The organism is Tessaracoccus bendigoensis DSM 12906 (genome assembly GCF_900141915.1).
GTDB lineage: Bacteria > Actinomycetota > Actinomycetes > Propionibacteriales > Propionibacteriaceae > Arachnia > Arachnia bendigoensis.
Genome location: NZ_FQZG01000020.1, coordinates 36983 through 57262, shown reverse-complemented (window position 1 = coordinate 57262; position 20280 = coordinate 36983). Strand labels below are relative to the sequence as shown.

16 protein-coding genes are annotated in these 20280 nt (G+C 67.6%); 9 read left to right on the top strand and 7 right to left on the bottom strand.

Features of this window, described 5'->3' with window-relative positions; all coding sequences use genetic code 11:
• Positions 1-125: 125 nt before the first annotated feature.
• Genes BUC15_RS07020 through BUC15_RS07010 form a run of 3 tightly spaced genes read right to left on the bottom strand, consistent with a single transcriptional unit; the run spans position 126 to position 5372 of the window.
• Positions 126-1553: an aldehyde dehydrogenase family protein gene (locus BUC15_RS07020; RefSeq protein ID WP_073186821.1), complete on the bottom strand. Its 1428-nt coding sequence runs from the start codon at positions 1551-1553 to the stop codon at positions 126-128.
• A 19-nt stretch (positions 1554-1572) separates the two neighbouring features.
• A complete protein-coding gene (tkt, locus tag BUC15_RS07015; RefSeq protein WP_073186824.1) occupies positions 1573-3654 on the bottom strand; it encodes a transketolase in 2082 nt (693 codons plus the stop codon).
• The gene (locus tag BUC15_RS07010; RefSeq protein ID WP_073186820.1) at positions 3648-5372 is read right to left on the bottom strand and encodes an NAD-dependent malic enzyme; all 1725 of its coding nucleotides are present in this window, start codon (positions 5370-5372) and stop codon (positions 3648-3650) included. Before BUC15_RS07010 ends, tkt begins: the two co-directional genes overlap by 7 nt.
• A gap of 281 nt (positions 5373-5653) precedes the next feature.
• Here BUC15_RS07010 and BUC15_RS07005 point away from each other — a divergent pair, with 281 nt between their 5' ends.
• From BUC15_RS07005 to BUC15_RS06970, 8 genes are all read left to right on the top strand, one after another.
• Positions 5654-6490: an IclR family transcriptional regulator gene (locus BUC15_RS07005; RefSeq protein ID WP_139280132.1), complete on the top strand. Its 837-nt coding sequence runs from the start codon at positions 5654-5656 to the stop codon at positions 6488-6490.
• 62 nt (positions 6491-6552) lie between these two features.
• Complete coding sequence (locus BUC15_RS07000) at positions 6553-7215, top strand: IclR family transcriptional regulator (protein ID WP_073186819.1); 663 nt, start codon at positions 6553-6555, stop codon at positions 7213-7215.
• Between the two features lie 94 nt (positions 7216-7309).
• Positions 7310-8191, top strand: a complete 882-nt coding sequence (locus BUC15_RS06995) for a sugar phosphate isomerase/epimerase family protein (protein ID WP_073186818.1) — start codon at positions 7310-7312, stop codon at positions 8189-8191.
• A gap of 383 nt (positions 8192-8574) precedes the next feature.
• Complete coding sequence (locus BUC15_RS06990; protein ID WP_073186817.1) at positions 8575-9078, top strand: FtsB family cell division protein; 504 nt, start codon at positions 8575-8577, stop codon at positions 9076-9078.
• Between the two features lie 7 nt (positions 9079-9085).
• Complete coding sequence (locus BUC15_RS06985) at positions 9086-9589, top strand: DUF501 domain-containing protein (RefSeq protein WP_073186816.1); 504 nt, start codon at positions 9086-9088, stop codon at positions 9587-9589.
• Entirely contained in the window at positions 9586-10503 is a 918-nt protein-coding gene (locus tag BUC15_RS06980) for a Ppx/GppA phosphatase family protein (protein WP_073186815.1), read from the top strand. The genes BUC15_RS06985 and BUC15_RS06980 overlap by 4 nt, the downstream gene beginning before the upstream one ends.
• 162 nt (positions 10504-10665) lie before the next feature.
• Entirely contained in the window at positions 10666-13242 is a 2577-nt protein-coding gene (gene ptsP, locus BUC15_RS06975; protein ID WP_073186814.1) for a phosphoenolpyruvate--protein phosphotransferase, read from the top strand.
• Positions 13243-13252: 10 nt separating this feature from the next.
• On the top strand, positions 13253-15031 hold the full coding sequence (locus tag BUC15_RS06970; protein WP_073186813.1) for a PTS transporter subunit EIIC: 1779 nt from the start codon (positions 13253-13255) through the stop codon (positions 15029-15031).
• A gap of 25 nt (positions 15032-15056) precedes the next feature.
• On the opposite strand, the gene BUC15_RS06965 is transcribed toward BUC15_RS06970, so the two are convergent.
• The gene (locus tag BUC15_RS06965; RefSeq protein ID WP_073186812.1) at positions 15057-16814 is read right to left on the bottom strand and encodes a DUF3592 domain-containing protein; all 1758 of its coding nucleotides are present in this window, start codon (positions 16812-16814) and stop codon (positions 15057-15059) included.
• Between the two features lie 139 nt (positions 16815-16953).
• On the opposite strand from BUC15_RS06965, the gene BUC15_RS06960 reads away from it, so the two are divergent.
• Complete coding sequence (locus BUC15_RS06960; protein ID WP_073186811.1) at positions 16954-17139, top strand: hypothetical protein; 186 nt, start codon at positions 16954-16956, stop codon at positions 17137-17139.
• A gap of 68 nt (positions 17140-17207) precedes the next feature.
• On the opposite strand, the gene BUC15_RS06955 is transcribed toward BUC15_RS06960, so the two are convergent.
• The 3 genes from BUC15_RS06955 to BUC15_RS06945 form a co-directional block, all read right to left on the bottom strand.
• Entirely contained in the window at positions 17208-18707 is a 1500-nt protein-coding gene (locus BUC15_RS06955; RefSeq protein WP_073186810.1) for a flotillin family protein, read from the bottom strand.
• A gap of 64 nt (positions 18708-18771) precedes the next feature.
• Complete coding sequence (locus tag BUC15_RS06950; RefSeq protein ID WP_073186809.1) at positions 18772-19284, bottom strand: hypothetical protein; 513 nt, start codon at positions 19282-19284, stop codon at positions 18772-18774.
• Entirely contained in the window at positions 19281-20249 is a 969-nt protein-coding gene (locus BUC15_RS06945) for a hypothetical protein (protein ID WP_073186808.1), read from the bottom strand. The genes BUC15_RS06950 and BUC15_RS06945 overlap by 4 nt, the downstream gene beginning before the upstream one ends.
• Between the last annotated feature and the right edge of the window lie 31 nt (positions 20250-20280).

Here is a 20280-nt window from a genome sequence, read left to right as displayed (position 1 = left end):
GTGGATGGGTGGGTCACCTAGGAATGAGCAGGATCCGCAAGTCAATGGCGAGTTGGCCGTGTTGTCTGCTGACGATGCGCCGTCGTCGTCAATGAACATCGGATCCTGCTCAAACCACCTACCAGCTACAGCGGGAGCCCCGTGAAGACGAGGAGGCGGTCGTCAGTTAGGTCCTCCATCGCCGTGGCGACGCCCTCTCGACCCTGGCCCGAAGCCTTCCAACCGCCATAGGACATCTGGTCGGCACGGAAGGTCGGCACATCACCGACGATCACCCCTCCGACTTCGAGACGCTGCTGGGCCTCGAACGCCGTCTGGATGTCCTTCGTGAACACCCCCGCCTGCAAGCCGTATTTCGACCGGTTGACCAGATCAAAGGCCTCGTCCATCGTCTTGAAGGTGGTCAGCGTGATCACCGGCCCGAAGACCTCGTTGTTGGCGATGAGCGAGTCGTCGGGCACATCCGACAGGAGCGTCGGCGCGACGGATGTTCCTTCGGCTGTACCGCCGGTGAGGAGGGTGGCACCCCGGGACACTGCATCGTCGATCCACCCGGTGATTCGTGTTGCTGAGGCCCGGTCGATCACAGGACCCACCTGGACGCTCGCGTCGGCCGGATCGCCTTGGACGAGGGACTCCATTGTGGCGATCAGTGCCTGCGTCAGTGGCTCCGCCAGCGACTCATGGACGAGCACGCGCTGCACGCTCACACATGACTGTCCCGCCTGATAGCAGCCGAACAGCCCGATCCGGGCAGCCGCGGCGTCGACGTCGGGCCAGTCGGGCGCCACGATGACGGCCGCGTCGCCCCCGAGTTCGGTGATGATGTGCTTGCTGGGGGCGGCCGCCTGGATGGCGGCACCGACAGCGTCGCTGCCCGTGAACGAGATGACGGGCAGCCGCGGGTCGGGGAGCAGCCCCTGGAGTTGCTCGAGAGTCATCGGCAGCACTGAGAGCATTGCTGGCGGGAGGTCGGTCTCGGCGACCAACTCGCCCAGCAACAGGGACGACAGCGGCGCCTTCGGCGTTGGCTTCAGGAGCGTCGGCGCCCCGACCGCCAGCGCCGGCGCCAGTTTGTGGGCCACCAGATTCACCGGGAAGTTGAACGGCGTGATCGCCAGCACCGCTCCACGGGCGAACCGGCGCACCAGCGCCATCCGTCCTTCGCCAGCCACATCGGTATCCAGCCGCATCAGCTCACCGGAGAAGCGCCGCGCCTCCTCGGAGGCGAGCCGGAACGTCGCGACGGCCCGTCGGACCTCGTTGTGCGCCCACATGTCGGCCTTGCCGCTTTCGGAGGTGATCAGATGGGCGATCTCGTCCGCACGCTCGATCATCCTATGTTGGATGTGGTCGAGCGCGGCTGCCCGGGCGTGGGCAGGGAGGGCCTGGGCCGCGGCCCGGACAGCCGCCAGGTCGGCGACCGCCTGTTCGACCTGATCGTCGGTCGGGACCGAGACCTCCGCGATCAATCGTCCGTCGTAAGGGTTGCGGACCTCGAAGCTGTCTGTCCCGTGGGTTGGCTTCCCGGACAGGTAAAAGGGGCGGATCATCGGGGACTCCTCGTGTTTGTCAGCGTGAAGCTGTTGCGAGACGGGCGGCGCGGGCTTGTGCCGCCACGTTATCCGGCGTGAAGCCGTACTTGGTGAACAATCGGGGGCCGCTGGCGGACTCGCCGAAGTGGTCGAGGGCGACGATCCTTCCGGTGTCGCCCACAAACTCCCTCCAGCCAGTGGGGGAGCCAGCCTCCACCGCCACCCTGACGGGGCCCTGGGGCAGCACCTCGGCGCGGTAGTCGTCTGGTTGGGTGAGGAACCACTCCTGGCACGGCATGGACACGACTCTGGTGCCGATGCCTTCGGCCTGCAGCAGTTCGCGGGCGTTGAGGGCGACTTCCACCTCCGATCCCGTAGCGATCAGCACCACCTCGAGATCGCCTTCGGCGTCGACCAACGTGTAGCCGCCACGCGACGCCTCAGCTGCAGGTGTGAACTCGGCCAGGCTGCGGTCGATGGTTAGGAGATCCTGCCGGGACAGCACCATCGCCGTCGGACGGTCGGTGTTGGTCAGCGCCGTCACCCAGGCCTGGGCCGTCTCGGTAGCGTCTGCCGGGCGGACGACGTCGAGTCCCGGGATGATCCGCAATGACGCCAGGTGCTCGACCGGCTGATGGGTCGGCCCGTCCTCACCGACGCCGATGGAGTCGTGGGTCCAGACGAATATGGTGGGCACCTGCTGCAGAGCCGCGAGCCGGACCGCGCCGCGCATGTAGTCGGCGAACACGAGGAAAGTGCCGCCGTAGGCGCGGGTCAGGCCACCGATGTTGATGGCGTTGAGGATGTTTCCCATGGCGTGCTCGCGGATTCCGAAATGAAGCGTGCGGCCCGAATGATCGCCCTTGAACTCGGCGCTCGAGTTCTCAGGGGGCAGGAACGAACGTTGCCCTCTCATCGTGGTGTTGTTCGAGCCTGCGAGGTCTGCGGACCCGCCCCACAACTCGGGCAACGCATCGGCCAGCGCATCGAGGACCGCTCCGGAGGCCGCCCGCGTCGACATCCGGCCTGGTTCGAAATCGGGAAGCAGAGCCGTCAGGTCAGGGAGGGCACCCGCACCGAGCCGGTCCAGCAGTGCGGCCCGTTCGGGGTTTCCGGACCGCCAGGCATCGTGAAGCTCCTGCCACCTGGCACGTTCAGCGGCGCCGCGGAGGGATGCCTGCCGACGCGTGTGGTTCAGGACCTCGGGTTCGACGACGAAGGATTGCTTCGGGTCGAACCCGAGCCTGGTCTTCAGCCCTGCGACCTCGTCTGCACCGAGCTTCGCCCCGTGTACCGAGTGATGTCCTGCCTTGTTTGGCAGCGGCCACCCGATCACGGTCGAGAGCCTGATCAGTGAGGGTTTGTCCGTGACCGCCCTGGCCGTTTCGATAGCGGTCCAGAGACCCTCGACGTCCTCGACGTAACCGGTCCCCCCGTTGGTCCAGTCCACGTGCTGCACGTGCCAGCGGTAGGCCTCATATCGCGCGCCGACGTCCTCGGTGAACGCGATCTGGGTGTCGCCTTCGATCGTGATGCGGTTGTCGTCGTAGATGAGGATCAGGTTGCCCAACTTCTGGGTTCCTGCCAGCGAGGAGGCCTCGGAGGCAACCCCTTCCTGCATACATCCGTCACCGGCGATCACGTAGACGAACCGGTCGAAGCAACTCGGGCCGGTCGACTCGGGGTCTAGCATGGCGCGTTCCCGCCGCGCTGCCATCGCGAAGCCGACGGCGTTGGCGACGCCGGAGCCCAGAGGCCCGGTGGTGCATTCGATGCCGGGGGTGTGGCCCAGCTCGGGATGCCCAGGCGTGCGGGAACCCTCGGTCCGCAGGGCGGCCAGATCACCGATTTCCAGGCCGTACCCTGCCAGGAACAGTTGGCAGTACTGCGTCAGCGACGAGTGGCCCGCGGAGAGCACGAACCGGTCCCGGCCGATCCAAGTCGGGTCGGACGGATCGGACCTCAGTACCTTCTGATAGATCAGGTGGGCGACAGGGGCGAGCGAAATTGCGGTTCCTGGGTGACCGTTGCCGACCTTCTCAACTGCGTCGGCGGCGAGGACCCGGGCGGTGTCGACGGCCCGCTGGTCCAAGGTATCCCAAGTTAGTTCGGTCACGATTGAGTGTCCTTTCGCGTTTCGCAGATGTCGAGCTGCGGGTATTCGGGTTTCCACATGCGTTCGTAGATGTCGTGGGTCGGATTGGTGAGCGGACGGCGAGCCAGGCCCTGGGCCTCTGCGGTCTCTGCGACGGCGCGAGCTACGGTCGCGGCGACCAGACGAAGGTCGCTCATGGTCGGGAGCAGCGGGGCTCCGGGCCGGTGTTCGTTGACGAGTCCGGCCAGGGCCCTTGCGGCTGCGTAGATCATCTCCTCGGAGACGAGCCGGGCCCGGGTGATGGAGACCCCGAGTCCGAGACCGGGGAAGATGAGGGCGTTGTTCGCCTGCGCGATCGCGTGGTGAACATCACCGCGGCGCACCGACGCGAAGGGGCTGCCAGTCGCGATGAGCGCCTTGCCGGACGTCCACTCCAGGAGATCGGCCGGTCGAGCCTCGGACCGGTCGGTGGGGTTGGACAGCGGCATGATGATGGGTCGCTCGCAGTAGCTCGCCATCTCGCGGACGATCTCCTCACTGAAGGCGCCCCCGCTCGCCGAAGTTCCGATCAGGATCGTCGGGCGGGCGTGGCGGATCGCCTCCATCAGCGTCACCTTTGACGGGTTTGCCACTTCCCACCCGTCGATCTCGGCCCGTGGGCGCGCGTAGGGCCGCTGGAAGTCCCGAAGCTCCGGGCTGTCTTCGATGATGAGCCCGTTTCGGTTGAAGGCATAGAACTGGCCGGGATCGTGTCCCCTCGACTCGAGCGCGCCTCGCATCATGTCGGCGATCCCGATGCCGGCGGTGCCTGCGCCGTAGATCAGGACCCGGTGCCGGGCCAGGGGCATGCCCGTGAGCCGAACGGCAGCAATCGCCGCGGCCAGCACGACTGCCGCAGTGCCCTGGATGTCGTCGTTGAAGGTGCAGACCTCACCCGAGTAGCGCTTGAGGATTCGGTGCGCGTTGTCGACGCCGAAGTCTTCCCAATGGATCATCGCGTTGGGGAATACCTCGGAGACCACCCGAACGAACCGCTCGATGAAGTCGTCGTACTGGCGGCCTCGGACCCTGGCGTGTCGCTCACCCAGGTAGCGGTCGCTGTGCAGCAGTCCGAGGTTGTCGGTCCCGACGTCGAGCATCACGGGGATGGCCCGCTGCGGGTGGATCCCGGCCGCGGCCGTGTAGAGCCCAAGCTTCCCGTTTGCGATCTGGATGCCGCCTATCCCCTGGTCGCCAATCCCAAGGATGCCCTCGGCATCCGTGACGACGATCAGGTCGACGCTTTCGGGCTCCAGTTCGAAGTCGCGCAGTGACGACTCGATCCGGTCAGGGTGGTTGACGGACAGGAACACCCCCCGGGCACCGACGTACTCGTGACTGAAGCGTTCGATCGCCTCCCCGATGGTAGGGGTGTAGACGATCGGGAGCATCTCCTCCAGGTGCTCGCTCAGGAGTCGGTAGTACAACACCTCGTTGCGCTCGCGGAGTTGTGACAGGTAGATGAACTTGGACAGAGGCGAGGGTGACCGGCTGAACTGCCCATAGGTGCGCTGGACCTGCTCCTCAATGGTGGTCACCCGACCGGGCAGAAGGCCCGTCAGGTGGAGGCGTTCGCGCTCGTCCTCCGTGAAGGCGGTACCGCGGTTCGCCACAGGGTTGACGAGGACCATCCTTCCTCGGGCGTTCAGCCGGAGGGTCGCCTCGCGCGAAGTGGTATCGAGTGTAAATCCGAGCTGACCCATTCTTGGAACCTCTCATCGTCGAGCTTGGCTCAGAATATCATAAAACGACCAGCAAGGCCATGAGATGAGAATAACTTGAGAGTTTGTCGGGATTGGACGTCTGCTCCCGTGCCGCCGCCCACGGCTTTCGCCATCGGTTGTCGGTTGCCCCTGCTGGCCGAGCCTGGCTTCCGTCTCTGGAAGGTCTGGTGTCAGCGGTGGGTGGCGAGGATGCCGCCGTACCGGGCATATGATTTCTGATTGTCTGGACCATTGGCGGTTCGGTGATTGGATTGAGCAGCGTGAACCATAACGTCGCGGCCCACCTCGATTCTGACGGGGGCACAGAGATAGAGGAGCGCGAGTCCGGGGGAGTGGAACTCTTCCGGAAGGCCAACGCGGTGCTTGAGCAGCTGCAAGGTGGGGGTGAATGGACGGCGCAACAGTTGGCGGAGTCCGTCGGTGAGCCCGTGAGCTCCACCTACCGGATGATTGCGAGCCTGCGTGACCTCGGCCTTGTCGAGAAGGGATTGACCCGCGGTGGGTTCCGGCTCGGCCTCTACGTCATGACGCTCGGTGCTGTCTGTGACGACAGGATCAGCCTGCGCAATGTCGCCACGCCTTGGTTGGACTGGCTGCGCAGCGAGACCTCAGCGACCTCATTCCTGATGGTACGGCGCGGATACAACGCGGTTTGCATCGATCGCGTCAGTGGCATGGGTGTGAGGTCGCTCGCGCTCAAGCTGGGAGGCGCCCTGCCGCTGTATTCGGGTGCGGGGCCACGGGCGCTGCTCGCCTTCCTGCCGGACGCCGAACGTAGAGAGGTCCTGGCGACGTTCGAGACGAGGCTCAATGAAGACCCTGAGCTGCCGAGCCCACGGCAACTGGAGCACTTGATCGACCGCATCAGGGAGGCCGGCGTTTCCATCTCGGATGAGGATGTGACGCCGGGTGTGGCCGCGGTGGGCGCACCGGTATTCAATCATCGCGGCGAGCTGGAAGCGGCGGTCTCGGTCAGCACGGTGAGGGCCAGACTGTTGGGGGATCGCGAGGCAACGGTCAGCCGGGTGTTGACGGCCGCCTCCGAGATCAGCAGGGCGCTCGGGTATCAGCCGTCGGCGATGGGGGGCGCGAAGTGAAGGCTCCACGTCTTCTCGTCAACGCCCGACGTGTTCTGGATCTGATTGCAGTTGAGGGGCCCATGTCTGCCGCTCACGTCGCGAACGCGCTCGACATCCCGCGCTCCACCATTGTCCGGCTCATTGATGGGCTTGCGGATATAGATCTGCTCACGATCCAAGGCAACGGCACGGCGGACCTGTCGGCCCGTTGGTTGGCGCTCGCCGACGCCGCCTCGGTCGCGCGGAGCGAATGGGGCCAGGCGCGGCAGGCCATGCGCGATCTCGCGGAGTCGACGTCGTGTACCGTGACACTTTCCGTCTATCACGACGGCGCAGTCGTCTGCCTCGACTGGTTGCCGGGGTTGGCCAGTGAGGTGCTTCATCTCATGCCCGGTCGGACCTCACCGCTGCATGCCGGAGCCGAGGGGCGGGTTGTCCTCGGGAGCCTTCCGGAGTCGGAACTCGGCAAGATCCTGGCCAAGGCGCCGTTCGAGGGCTTTACGCCCAGGACGATGATTACGGCGGAGGAGTTGCTCGGCGATGTCGCCCGGAGCAGACGGCAGGGGTACACGATGTCGCTGGAGGACGCGTGGGTCGGTGTCGGGGCGATCGCGGTTCCCGTGTGGGGTGCGGACGGCAACCCCGGTTCGATCGCACTTTCCTCCACGAGCGATGAGATTCTGGGACATGCGCAGGAATGGACCGAGGCCATCCTTGAGGTGGGGGAGAGGGCAACGACGTAATCTCACTTCCTAGACCTCGTGTTCATTTTATGATAATCTGACGTCAGGTCGCGCTGATAGCGACTGCAACCAGACACACAAAGGGGTGTAAATCATGGAACGAGTCGCGGGTGCTCCCATCTCCTGGGGCGTTTGCGAGATGCCCGGCTGGGGTCCGATGCTGGATCCGCGCCGCGTCCTGCGCGAGATGACCTCGCTTGGCCTGAACGCAATCGAACAGGGGTCGCCGGGCTTCTTCCCGGACGACGTCGGGGAGCTCAGAGAGATTCTCGATGAGTTCGGGGTCAGCGTGATCGCCGACTTCGTGCCGCTCCCACTGCACGACACCGCACAGAAGGCGTGGGCGCTTGAGAAGGCGGAGCGCATGGCCGAGCGCCTCAAGTCGTTGGGCGCGACCACCTTCGTCACCTGCGCCATCAAGGATCCGCAGTGGGGCGATCCGCACCGGATGGATGAAGCGGAACTCAAGGTCATGGCCGACTCGCTCAACCGGCTCGAGGACATCTGTGGCGAGCATGGCTTGGTGCACACGCTCCATCCGCACCTGAGCAGCATGGTAGAGGTGGCCGAAGATGTGAAGCGCGTCGCGGATGCCTGCGACGTGAAGTGGACCGTCGATACGGGGCATCTCATGCTCGGCGGGTACGACCCGATGCAGTTCACCAAGGATCTGGGCGACCGCGTGTCGCACGCCCACCTGAAGGACGTCAACCTCGCTCTGGCCGAGAAGGTCATCTCGCGTGAGATGTCGCTGCTGGAGGCTACTGAGAAGGACATCTTCCTGCCGTTCGGCCAGGGTGACGTGCCGATCGCCGACATCGTCGAGCATCTCGAGTCGTCCGGCTACCGGGGTTGGTACGTGCTTGAGCGTGACACCACCCTCATCGGACCTGAACCCATCGAGGGCGAGGGGCCGGTCAACGATCTCCGCATCTGTGTCGAGTACATGTTGTCGCATTTCCCGAGCGGCTTCTGACGGACGAGCTACGCCCGACGCACCTGCGGAATCGCCCCCGGTCGACCGATCATCCCGGTCGACCGGGGGTTCCGCGTCTGGGCGCTGAGCAGGATCTACTTGTCAACGCGGCGGTCGAGGTGTTGTCTGCTGACGATGCGGGCGTCGGTCGAATGAGTAGTGGATCCTGCTCAAATCCGCACCCAGCCCGCGCCGCCCGACCCGGGGGCGCCCGGCTTCTGGTGAGCGCCCCGCGTTTCAAGGGTCGACTTCCGCACCGGTTGAGGAATACTTGACGGGTGCCTCAAACCCCTCGGAAGACTCCCGCAACCAGTGGGCCGGGTCGCGGGACTCCGCGGTCCAGGACGACGTCGCGTCCCGGGGAGCGAACCGGCCAGAGCCGCATGACGCCCCTCGACCCGCAGGAGGTGCCGCGCGCCATCTCGGACGAACCCGCTCCGGCGCCCAGCACCGCGCGCGCCGTGTCGGCGACCTGGCGGCTGGTCGCGCTGGCCGCCGTCATCGCCGGGGTCGCGCTCCTGCTGGCCACCTCGCTGCGGGTCTATTTCGCCCAGGCGAACGAACTGGCCGAGATCCGCAGCCAGATCGCCACCGAGAAGGACAAGATCGCCGATCTTGAAGACAAACTGAACCGGTGGAACGACGACGAGTACGTCAGATCAATCGCACGGGTCAGGCTCGGCTGGGTGATGCCCGGCGAGGTCGGCTACCACGTGATCGGCGCTGACGGTCAACCGCTTGAGGGCGACACGATGGAGAAGGCGGCCGAGGAATCGCCCGGCCCCTGGTGGGAGAACATGTGGGATTCGGTCCGCATCGCCGACCAGCCGACGGCGAAACCTTCCGCGACGCCGAGGATCACCCCGTCACCCAGCCCGACACCTTAGGAAATCCATGACCCACCCCACCGAAGCAGACCTCGCCGTGGTCGAGGCGCAGCTCGGACGCGAGCCCCGTGGCGTCGTAGAGATCGCCTGGCGTTGCCCGTGCGGCAAGCCAGGGGTAGTGAAGACCGCGCCCCGCCTGGCCAACGGAACGCCGTTCCCGACCACGTACTACCTGACCAACCCTCAGTTGGTCTCTGCCGTGTCTACCCTCGAGGCCTCCGGGCTGATGACGCAGATGTCCGAGCGACTCGCGCATGACGAGGGGCTCGCCGCCAGCTACCAGGCCGCGCACGAGGCGTATCTGGCCGATCGTGAGGCGCTCGGCCATGTCGCCGAGATCGAAGGGATCAGCGCCGGGGGGATGCCGACGCGGGTCAAGTGCCTGCACGTGCTGGTCGGGCACGCGTTGGCAGCCGGCCCCGGCGTCAACCCGTTCGGCGACGAGGCGCTAGCGTTGATCGGCGACTGGCACGCGACCTGCGCCGCCGACACCCTGAAGGATGAGCTATGACCCGAACCGTCGCCGCGGTGGACTGCGGCACCAACTCCGTGCGTCTCCTGGTGCTTCGACGCGACTCCGACGGTGCGGTCACGGAGCTGACCCGCCAGACCCGTCTGGCCCGTCTTGGGCAGGGGGTCGACGCGACCGGCGAGTTCCATCCCGACGCGCTGGCCCGCACCTTCGCCGTCCTCGACGAGTATGCGGGCATCGTGGCCGGTTACAAGGTCGACGACGTGCGCTTCGTGGCGACGTCGGCGGCCAGAGACGTGAAGAACCGCGACGTTTTCGAGGCAGGGGTGCGGCAACGCCTCGGCGTCGGCGTCGACGTCATCAGCGGCGAAGAGGAGGCCCGGCTCTCTTCGTCGGGCGTGCTCAGCGGCGTGAACTCGCCACGACCGACACTGATCTTCGACATCGGTGGCGGCTCGACCGAACTGGTCGTCGTCGCCGGCGACGGGGCGATCGCGTCGGCCGTCAGCCTCGACATCGGGGCGGTGCGGATCAAGGAACGGTTCCTCCGCACCGAACCGCCCACCGGCGCAGAACAGGACGCGGCCCGGTCCTTCATCAACCTGCAACTCGACGGCGCAGGCACCGACTTCGTGTCTGTCGCGTCCGCGATCGGCGTCGCCGGGACGGTGACCAGCGTCGCTGCCGACCACCTGCGTCTCGAACGCTACTCGCGCGAGGCGGTGCACCAGAGCGTGCTTTCCCTCGCGGTCATCGACGAAGCGAACCAACGCTGGCTAGGTCAGACGACCGATGAGATCGCCGCGAACCCCTTACTCCCGCCGCTGCGTGCGGCGGTCATCGCGGCGGGGTCGATGATCCTGGCCGAGATCGTGCGGCGGGTCCCGACCGCCGAGGCAATCGTCAGCGAGACCGACATCCTGGACGGCATCGCAAAGGAACTGCTGGGCTGACCGCTGGCCACGACAGCCTCGTCGATCAGGGCGTCGAACCGATACCAATGGCCTGAAGTTGCACGTTTAGGCGCGTGCTGACACGTCAGCGTCGTAGCATGCAAACCAGAACCGCGCAGTGCCGCCGGACCCGGACCGCTGCGCCAGACGGAAGAGGTGCGCATGAGCGAGCAACTGACCCTCACCCGGACCGAGATCATGGCCCCGATGACCGGGATCATGGTTCCACTTGACCAGGTGCCCGACCCGGTGTTCGCCAAGAAGATGGTTGGCGACGGATTCTCTATCGACCCGTTGAGCGGCCTCCTGGTCGCCCCCGTCGCGGGCGAGGTCGTCGACCTCCAGCCCTCCCACCATGCCGTCACGATCCGCACCGTCGACGGGCTCGAGGTCCTGATCCACATCGGGCTCGACACGGTCTCGCTGCTCGGTGAAGGATTCACCCCGAGGGTCAAGGAGGGGGCGACTGTGGCGGTCGGCGATCCACTCATCGAGGTGGATCTGGACGCCGTCGGGCGGGCCGCGAAGAGTCTTCTCACGCAGGTCGTCATCACCAACATGGAGCTCGTCGGGTCGATCACGCCTGTGAAGGGGCTGGTCACGGCAGGCAGCGACATCGCGGCCTCAGTCGAACTCAAGGCGGCCGGTGACGAGGTGGTCGACGACGGCCTGGCCACGACGGCGACCTCCGAGGCGCTGATCATCCCGAACCCGACCGGCCTCCATGCGCGGCCGACCGCGGCGCTGGTCAACCTCGCCAAGCAGTACCGCTCCGACGTGCGCCTCCGCAGGGGAGACGACACCGCCAACGCCAAGTCGATCGTCTCGATCATGGGCCTGGCCGTTGCCAGGGGTGAGAAGGTCGTCATCACGGCGCATGGCGTCGACTCGGATGAGGCCGTTGCCGCGGTCACCAAGGCCATCAAGGAAGGCCTCGGTGAGGCGATCCCCGCAGACTCCGGCACGGACGACACCCAACCGATGCAGGCGGTCGCGCCGGAGCCTGAACCCGAACCGGCCGCGCCCCGCTCGGGCGACCCGAATATCCTGCTAGGCGTCTCGGCCTCCCCCGGGCTGGGAATCGGCACCGTCGTCCAGCATCGGCACGAAGACATCCAGGTCGCCGAGGTCGGCGACGATCACCACACCGAGAGGCGCAAGCTCAACTCCGCGATCGACCGGGCGCTGCTCGACCTCTCAGCACTCCAGCAGAAGCTTGAGAGAGACGCCTCGCCCGACAAGGCGGCGATCTTCGCGGCCCACCGCGAGATCCTGCAGGATCCCGAACTGCTCGACATCGCCGTCAGCGCGATCGACAAGGGCAAGAGCGCCCCGTACGCGTGGCGGGCGGCCTACAATTCGTTCGCAGAACAGCTCGCAGGGTTGAGTAACGAGGTTCTCGCCGGGCGGGCCAACGACGTCCGAGACGTCGGGCAGCGGGTCCTCGAGGAGCTCACTGGGCAGCGCTCCGAGAAGCCGGAACTGCCGGACAACGCCATCCTCATCGCGGAGGACCTCACTCCGTCCGATACGGCACAACTCGACCGCACCAAGGTCGTCGGCTTCGCGACCACCGGTGGTGGGGCTTCTTCGCATGTCGCGATCATCGCCCGATCGCTGGACATCCCGGCCGTCGCGGGTGTCGAGTCGCGCGCCCTCGACCTACCGGAGGGCAGCCGGATCGTGCTCGACGGCTCGGCGGGCACCCTTCAGATCAACCTCGCCGACTCCGAGATCGACGCCATCCTCGGACGTCAACGCAAGATGGCCGAGAAGAAGGCCCGCGAGCTCGAAGCCAAGGACGAGCCGGCGGTGACCACGGACGGCCATCGGGTGACGGTGGTCGCCAACATCGGAGGGGTCGACGACGCCGTCCAGGCAGGCACCATGGGTGCCGAGGGGGTCGGCCTGCTGCGCTCCGAGTTCGTGTTCATGGGACGGGCCACGGCCCCGAGCGAGGCCGAACAGGCCGACGTCTACGCCGACTGTGCCAAGGCGCTGCGCCCAGGCGACCCCTTGGTGATCCGCACGCTCGACGTCGGCGGGGACAAGCCGCTGGCCTATCTACCGATCCCGGCCGAGGAGAACCCCTTCCTGGGCATCCGCGGGGTCCGCGTCGGCCTTGAGAAGCCGGAGGTGCTGCGCACCCAACTCCGGGCCATCCTCACCGCGGCCGACGCCGGTGCCAAGCTGTACGTGATGTTCCCGATGATCGCCACGGTCGCCGACTGGAGGGCCGCGAAGGCCATCTACGACCAGGTGCGCGCCGAGAGCGGCGTGACGGCTCCGGTCAGCGTCGGGATCATGATGGAGGTGCCTTCGGTGGCCGTGATGGCGAGACAGTTCGCAGCCGAGGAGGGATGTGACTTCTTCAGCGTCGGCACCAACGACCTGACGAGCTACACGCTTGCGATGGACCGAGGGCACCCGAAGCTCGCGTCGCAGGTCGACCCGTGCAACCCGGCGGTGCTGACCCTGATCGGTGACGCGGCGACGGCGCTGCACGACGAGGGCAAGTGGCTGGGGGTCTGCGGCGGGGTCGCCTCCGACCCGCAGGCCGTGCCCATCCTCGTCGGCCTCGGCGTCGATGAGCTCAGCTGCTCGATCCCTGCGATCCCCGCAGTCAAAGCCGTGGTGCGATCCGTATCGCTCGACAAGTGCAGGGAGCTGGCCGCCAAGGCCGTCACCTGCTCCACCCCCGAAGAGGTCCGTGAACTAGTGCCGGTCACCGAGGATTGAGGCAGAACCGATGAGTACCGCAGAAGAGATCATCAAGTCAGTCGGCGGCGCCGACAATGTGGTCAGCCTTTCGCACTGCGCCACCCGGCTGCGTTTCCAACTGGTCGACGCTTCGGGCATCGACGTCGAACAGGTCGAGTCGATCAAGGGAGTGATGGGCGCGGTCCCGCAGGCCGGTGACCGGTTCCAGATCATCATGGGCGGCGCCGTCCAGAACGCCTACAACGAAATCAACGCGCTGCCGGAGATGCAGGGGCGCAGGGAGCCGACCGACGCTGAGCTGAAGGCCGCGGCCAAGGCCGGGGGGGTGCGTGGGAAGTTCGCCTGGATCGACTCGTTCTTCGAGTTCTTGTCCGACTCGTTCCGCCCGATCCTGGGCGCACTGCTCGGCGCGTCGCTGTTCATCACCTTCATGTCGCTGATGTCCACGCTCGGCGTGATCGGAAACTGGGCGGATCCACGCACCGAACTCGAGCCGTCGTGGCAGTTCGTGAACCTGCTCTGGAAGTCCGTGTTCGTGTTCCTGCCGCTCATGGTCGCCTACAACGCCAGCAAGAAGCTGAACGCCGACCCCTGGGTGGGGTTCGCGATCATGGCGCTGGTGATGCTGCCAGGGTTCACAGACCTCGGCGCATCGGAGACCGCCTACACCGCAACCATTGCGGGCAGCGACGTCACCCTGATCGACATCTTCGGTGTCCCGCTGACGATCTTCAGCTACGACTCGCAGGTGTTCCCGCCGCTGCTGATGGCGGGTCTACTCGGACCCCTGTACAAACTGTTGAAGAAGTTGATCCCGGACAACCTGCAACTGATCTTCGTGCCGTTCCTGGCGATGCTGATCATGTTGCCGCTGACGGCATTCCTGATCGGCCCGATCGGCGTGTTCATCGGCGCCTGGGTGGCGGGCGGGCTCGGCGCCATCAACGCGATCAACCCGCTGATCTTCGCAATCATCATCCCGCTCGCCTACCCGTTCATGGTGCCGCTGGGCCTGCACTGGCCGCTGAACGCCGTCATGCTGCTCAACATTCAGCAGTTGGGCTACGACTACATCCAGGGGCCGATGGGGGCTTGGAACTTCGCCTGCTTCGGGGCCACGGCCGGCGTCCTGGTCCTGGCCTGGCGTGACCGGGACGTCCAGATGCGGCAGACGGCAACCGGTGCGCTTGCCGCCGGCCTGCTGGGCGGCATCTCTGAGCCGAGCCTCTACGGCATCCATCTGAGATTCAAGAAGATCTACCCGCGCATGCTGGTCGGCTGCCTCGTCGGTGGCCTGACGATTGGTATCGGCGGCGCACTGACCGAGCAGGTCACCACACAGGCATTCGTGTTCACGTCCCTGCTCACCATCCCCGCGTTCAACAACATGCCGATCTACGGGCTCGCTGTCGGCTTGGCGTTCATCACGTCGATGGCGATGGTGGTCGTCTTCGATTACCGCACCCCGGAGCAGAAGGCGGCCGCGAAGAGACGCGGCGACGCGGACGCCCCACCCGAGCCCGAGACCCGCGTCATCGTCGTCGGCGATGTCGAGACGAACCAGGCCAAGCAGTGGGTGGGGGCGCTCGGGGGCGAGGACAACATCGTCGCCGTCGAACCCATCGCGGAGACCCGCGTCAGGGTCGAGGTCAAGGACACCTCAATGGTGGACGCGGATGCGCTCCGGAGGGCGGGCCTGGCTGGCGTCATCGAAGTGTCGCCGGGGGTCTGGCACCTGGTCGCAGGGCTTGAAGCCGACAAGTACGCGGAGGGAATGCGTCGTAGGCTGGCCGCCGCCACGACGTGAGGCGGGAGCCCGACGGCGGGGTCGGTCAGGTGTTCACCAGATAGAGCGTGATCACGGCGAGGACGCTGACCACCGCCATGATGAGCGGGACAGAGGGGCGCCGTCGCGTCCGTCGGCCGCGGGCAGGTGCGGCCAGCCAACGCTCGAAACGGGCGTGGGCGAGGTCGACCCTCGCGTGCCGACGGTGCAGGATCGCCGACGGCGTCAGACCGATCAGCACGTCCGGATCCTCGAGGCGTAGGACCACCTCGTCACGGGCGACCGCGTGGAAGCTCACCTCGGTCTGCGGAACGACAAGGTCCAGGAACCGGCCGGAAAGCACCAACCCGCCGCGGCCGAGGCTCACCTGCCCCGGCCAGATCGAGGTCGCGTACCCGAAGATCAGCGCGACAGCGATCCCGATCAGGAGCCCCTCCACGGGATCGCCCGGCTCGGTGAGCATCAGATAGGTGAGGCCGGCGGAGAGGCCTCCGGCCACCAGGCCCGCCGCGACCCGCACCGGGACCGGATGCCGTTCGAGGAGCGATCCGGGCGTGCCGTGCCCGGGGCGGCGGCTCCCCGTCCGTAGGAGGCGCAGGACCGCGAGGGGCGAGCGGGGACCGGCGGAAACCTCGGCGAGGAGGGAACCGTCGTCCGAGACCACCGCGATCGACGCGCCGCGGCGTGGCGTGCCGATCACCACGACCGGCCAGCAGCCGTCGCCGTCCACCTCCGCAGCGTCATCCAGGTAGCCGCGCAGCGCCCCCGCCGAGGCGGGCAACTCCTCGGCATCCGCCCTCTGCCCGACGCCCGGGGTGTCGGGTCCGGTGTCGAGGTCGGTGACCCTGGTCAGAGGGACGAAGGGACGCAGGCCATCCACGGGCACCAGGTGGAGGACCTCGCCGTCCACGTCGGAATCCCACGCGTCCTCACCCTCGATGGCGTGGGCCCACGTCGCGCGGGCCGCCCACGCGGGGCCGCCCCTGCCCACAAGCGCGGTGCGGCGCCTCGCGGGCAGACCCCACCTCAGCCATCCACCCAGCGCGACGACGGGCGCGAGCGCGATCAGCGGGAGGGCCCACGAGGGGTCGAGGGGCTCATCGTCGGAGACGAGGCGCCCCGGATCGTCGGGGTCGGCCCACACCGTGACGGTGCCACCGACCTCGGCCTGGAAGAAGAACAAGTCCGTTGTGACCTCACCCCAGGGCAGCGCGAGGGTGACGGTCTCCCCGTCGATGTCCCGGGCGACCACCTCGGCGGTGAACCGCTCCGCCCGCGAGTCGAAGTCACGCTGGTCTGACAGCTGGTGGGAGAACACTGCGGCCAACACCACCGCGGCGAGCAGGGGTGCGGCGAGGGCGACCCGGCCCGGCCACGACGGGAGGCCGGCCTCGCCGTCAGGGGAGCCGCCGCCCGGCAGGCGTCGGTGCGGCCCGGCGGGCCCGGGCCACCAGTAGCTGACCGCCAGCCAGCCACAGGCCCAGGCGGCGACCAGGCCGGCGACCGCCCACCCTGCCGCGGAGTACGCGACGGGAGCACCGACCGCGGCCAGCAGCAGGCACTCCAGCGCAAGCACGCCGGAGCACAGGCCGGGGGCCCAGTACAGCAGGCAGAGGGGCACGAGGATGGCGACGATCACCGCGGCCACCAGCGGCATCCCCGCCACCGAGAGGGCGAGGGATGTCTCCGGCGCCGTGGAGAGCTCGGCCACGGTCGCGAGTGCCACGGCAAGGCCCACCAGGAGTTGGAGGAGCCCGACCGGAGGCCAGTAGAGCCTGGCGAGCCGCGCCGTCACGTTGTTCACAGCGCCATGGTGACAGGTCGGGCCGGGAGCCCGTCCGACGGGGTCGTCGAGCCCGCCCGCCGGGTGGGGCGATCGGGCGATCCATCCCGCTCGGCGTCTTGTCGACGTAGGCTCGGGTTCGAGCGGAAGGAGCCTCGCGATGCATGATTCCAACGACGTTGAGGTCGATGAGGTCGACCGCGCCCTGCAGGAGGAACCCGCCGACCCGACCGAGCGGGAGACCGAGCCGGTGGGTGGCCCGGACGACGACTCAGACGAGGCCGACTGGATCGACCAGAACACCGATGCCCCGCACGACGAAGAGGGCCCGGGAGAGAAGTACTGACCGAGGCCCGGGGAACGCGGAAGCGCCGGCCCGTTCGCACGGACCGGCGCCTCTGACGGGGTGGGGCCTTACTCGGCGACCTCGCCCTTCACGACGTCGCCGTCGTTCTTGGCGAACTTGTCGAGCAGCGCCGACAGGTCGAAGCCGGTGGTGTCCTTCAGCATCTGCATGGTCTGCAGGACGTTGTCGGTGACCTGCTTGGGCAGCGTGGACGCGCCGTCGCTGGAGATGACGGTCAGCGTGTCGATCGAGCCCATCGGGGCGGCGATCTTCTCGGCCATCTGCGGCAGCACCTCGATCAGCATCTGCAGCGTCGCGGCGTCGTTGTAGCTGGCGAACGCCTCGGCCCGCTTCTCCATCGCCTCTGCCTCGGCCTGGCCGACGGCGAGCACCGCGGCCGCCTTCGCCTCGCCCTCGGCGCGGATGGCGTCGGCCTCCGCGATGCGGCGTGCCTTCTCAGCCTCACCGCGTTTGGCGCCCTCGATGGCCTCGGCCTCGGCGAGCGCCGAACGACGCGACTTCTCACCGACACCGGTGAGGCGGGCCTTCTCGGCATCCGCCTCGGCGCTGGCGATGGAGGCGGCCTTGGAAGCCTCGGCCGAGAAGATGGCCGCGTTGCGCTTTGCCTCCGCCTCGGTCTCGACGCGGTACCGCTCGGCGTCCGCGGGGCGGCGGACCTCGGTGTCGAGCTGGCGCTCCTTCAGCGCCGCCTGTGCGACGGCGACCTTCTCCTGCTCCTGCAGGATGGCCTGGTCGCGGTCGGCCTGGGCCAGGGGGCCGGAGGCGGCCGCGGTGGCGCGGGCGGCGTCGGTCTCGGACTGGATCTCGGCCTGCTTCAGGACGAGCTCACGCTGCGCGATGGCGATCTGCTGCTCGGCGGCGATCTGGGCCTGCTCAGCCTCGCGGCGGGCCTCGGCCTCGGCGACGGCGGCCATCCGGCCGAGCTTCGCCGACTCGGGGCGCCCGAGGTCGCTCAGGTAGGTGCCGTCGTCGGTGATGTCCTGGATCTGGAAGGTGTCGAGCACGAGGCCCTGACCGGTCAGCGACGACTCGGACTCGTCGGTGACGCGCTGCGCGAAGGCGGCGCGGTCGCGGATGATCTGTTCGACCGTCAGCGAGCCGACGATGGAGCGCAGCGATCCGGCGAGGGTCTCCTGTGTGAAGGGCTCGATCTCGTCCTGCTGGGAGAGGAAGCGCTGGGCCGCCGCGCGGATCGAGTCCTCGTTGCCGCCGACCTTGACGATGGCGACGCCGTCGACGTTGAGCTTGATGCCCTGGCCGGAGACGGCGTTGCGGATGGTCACCATGATGCGACGCGACGACAGGTCCAGCACGTGGAGCCGCTGGATGAACGGCACCACGAAGACGCCGCCACCCATCACGACCTTCTGGCCGCTGAGGTCGGTGGAGACGAGGCCGGTCTCGGGGTTGCGCACCTCCTTGCCCTTGCGGCCGGTGATGATGAACGCCTCGCTGGGCTTGGCGACCTTGTAGCGGCTCGCGATCAGCAGGCCGATGAGCACAAGGAGTGCGAGCAGGCCGAGGACGGCTGTCAGGACGGGTGGCATAGGGCTTGCGCCTTTCTGTTGCGTGACGGGCGAGGCGCTGCTCGTTCCCGTCGGCGGTTGTCGGTCAGGACGTGAGTTCGGGGGTGGTGGGGGTCACCTCGACGGCGGTGGGGGAGAGGATGGCAGACACCCAGACCTCCTGGCCCGCGTCGACGGGGAGGGCCGACCTGGCGCTCAGCTTGCGCACGTGGCCGCCAACCGAGATCCGGATCTCCCCGTAGCCGACCGCCGGGATGGCGGTGATCACACGGCCGGAGTAGCCGATCATCGAGTCGGAGCGGAAGGTCGCCGCGTTCTCGCCGCGCTTGAGGGCCCGCGTCAGGGCGATCGCACCCCATGCGGCGAGGGCACCCACGATCAGCCCGACGATGACGGCGGGGACCGGGTTGCCGAAGATGGCCAGGCCGAGGGCCCCGCCGAATCCGAAGGCTCCGACGAAGGCGGCGATGCTGGTCATCGAGAACAGGTCGCCCCCGAGGACATCGACATCGAAGACCCCGTCGAGGACATCGCCCACCAGGAGCGCCAGGAGAACCAACGCGACGCCCACGCCTCCGATGATCAGGAACGCGGTCACGTCTTCACACCCTTTCTCCGGTCCTCGACGGGGCCGGAGCGCCCGTGCGACATGTCGATCGTCACGCTGCACTGCTCATCGGGGGATGCCTGGGTCCGGGAGATCGCCCGGGCGAGACCCTCCGGGTCGATGAGGGCGGGGGCGAACGGGGAGTTGGCGGGGGATTCGCTGCGCCTGGTCTCGAAGGTGGGCATGTCGGCGGGCCGCGTCCGGTTCACGACGACCCCCGCCTCCTCATCGGGCAGGTCGGCCGAGTAGCCGATGTTCGGGTTGAGGGAGACGGAGTACGCCTCCTCGGCGTTGCCGATCACCTCCTCGATGCCCGCGGTGATGTCGGCGACGCTCGTGAGCCCCAGGCTGGCCACGGCGGTGCCGTCCTTCCGGAAGAACACTGTCTTCGACTCGGGGCGCGACGTGACCGTCATCACGATCTGGCCGGCGCGGTACTCCACCACCTGCAGCACGAGTTGGCCGCGCACCCCGCGCAGGTCGGCTACGTCGAACATCCTGCCGAGCGAGTCGAGGGGATAGTCGGAGGGGTCGAACGTGGCCTGTTCGAGATACTGGAAGTCGGAGTCGACGCGGGTGATCTCACCGTTGTCCCAGCGGTAGCCCGCGACGCTCCCGTCCGGCTGGAGCACAGTCAGCGTCGCCTGCTGCTGGGTCAGGTCCAGCTTGAGGGCGGGTAGGTCACCCGCCACCTCGCTCAACCTCGCGACCACCGCCCCCGCCCCGCCCGTGGTGAGCGTGTCGGCGATCGGAAACGCGATGGGGAAGCTGTCGTCGGGCAGCGGAGAGTTGGTGGGCGTCGGTGACGGCGACGGGGCCGTGGACGGCGTGGGGGCGGAAGGTGACGCGGTCGTCGCAGGCGCGCTCGGCGTGCGGCTCGTGGGGGGCGCATCCGGTGTGCATCCGGCGAGGATGAGCGTGCAGCAGGCGGTGGCCGCGATCATCCGGATGTCCATGGCGTCCAAGCTTAGGGGGACGGCGCGCACC

Bases quoted from the DNA above. Each gene is read 5' to 3' on its own strand.
- BUC15_RS06990 (WP_073186817.1), top strand. From the start codon at position 8,575: ATGACGCCCCTCGACCCGCAGGAGGTGCCGCGCGCCATCTCGGACGAA.
- BUC15_RS06970 (WP_073186813.1), top strand. From the start codon at position 13,253: ATGAGTACCGCAGAAGAGATCATCAAGTCAGTCGGCGGCGCCGACAAT.
- BUC15_RS06945 (WP_073186808.1), bottom strand. From the start codon at position 20,249: ATGGACATCCGGATGATCGCGGCCACCGCCTGCTGCACGCTCATCCTC.
- BUC15_RS06980 (WP_073186815.1), top strand. From the start codon at position 9,586: ATGACCCGAACCGTCGCCGCGGTGGACTGCGGCACCAACTCCGTGCGT.
- BUC15_RS06955 (WP_073186810.1), bottom strand. From the start codon at position 18,707: ATGCCACCCGTCCTGACAGCCGTCCTCGGCCTGCTCGCACTCCTTGTG.
- ptsP (WP_073186814.1), top strand. From the start codon at position 10,666: ATGAGCGAGCAACTGACCCTCACCCGGACCGAGATCATGGCCCCGATG.
- BUC15_RS07010 (WP_073186820.1), bottom strand. From the start codon at position 5,372: ATGGGTCAGCTCGGATTTACACTCGATACCACTTCGCGCGAGGCGACC.
- BUC15_RS06960 (WP_073186811.1), top strand. From the start codon at position 16,954: ATGCATGATTCCAACGACGTTGAGGTCGATGAGGTCGACCGCGCCCTG.
- BUC15_RS07020 (WP_073186821.1), bottom strand. From the start codon at position 1,553: ATGATCCGCCCCTTTTACCTGTCCGGGAAGCCAACCCACGGGACAGAC.
- BUC15_RS06995 (WP_073186818.1), top strand. From the start codon at position 7,310: ATGGAACGAGTCGCGGGTGCTCCCATCTCCTGGGGCGTTTGCGAGATG.
- BUC15_RS07000 (WP_073186819.1), top strand. From the start codon at position 6,553: ATGTCTGCCGCTCACGTCGCGAACGCGCTCGACATCCCGCGCTCCACC.
- BUC15_RS06985 (WP_073186816.1), top strand. From the start codon at position 9,086: ATGACCCACCCCACCGAAGCAGACCTCGCCGTGGTCGAGGCGCAGCTC.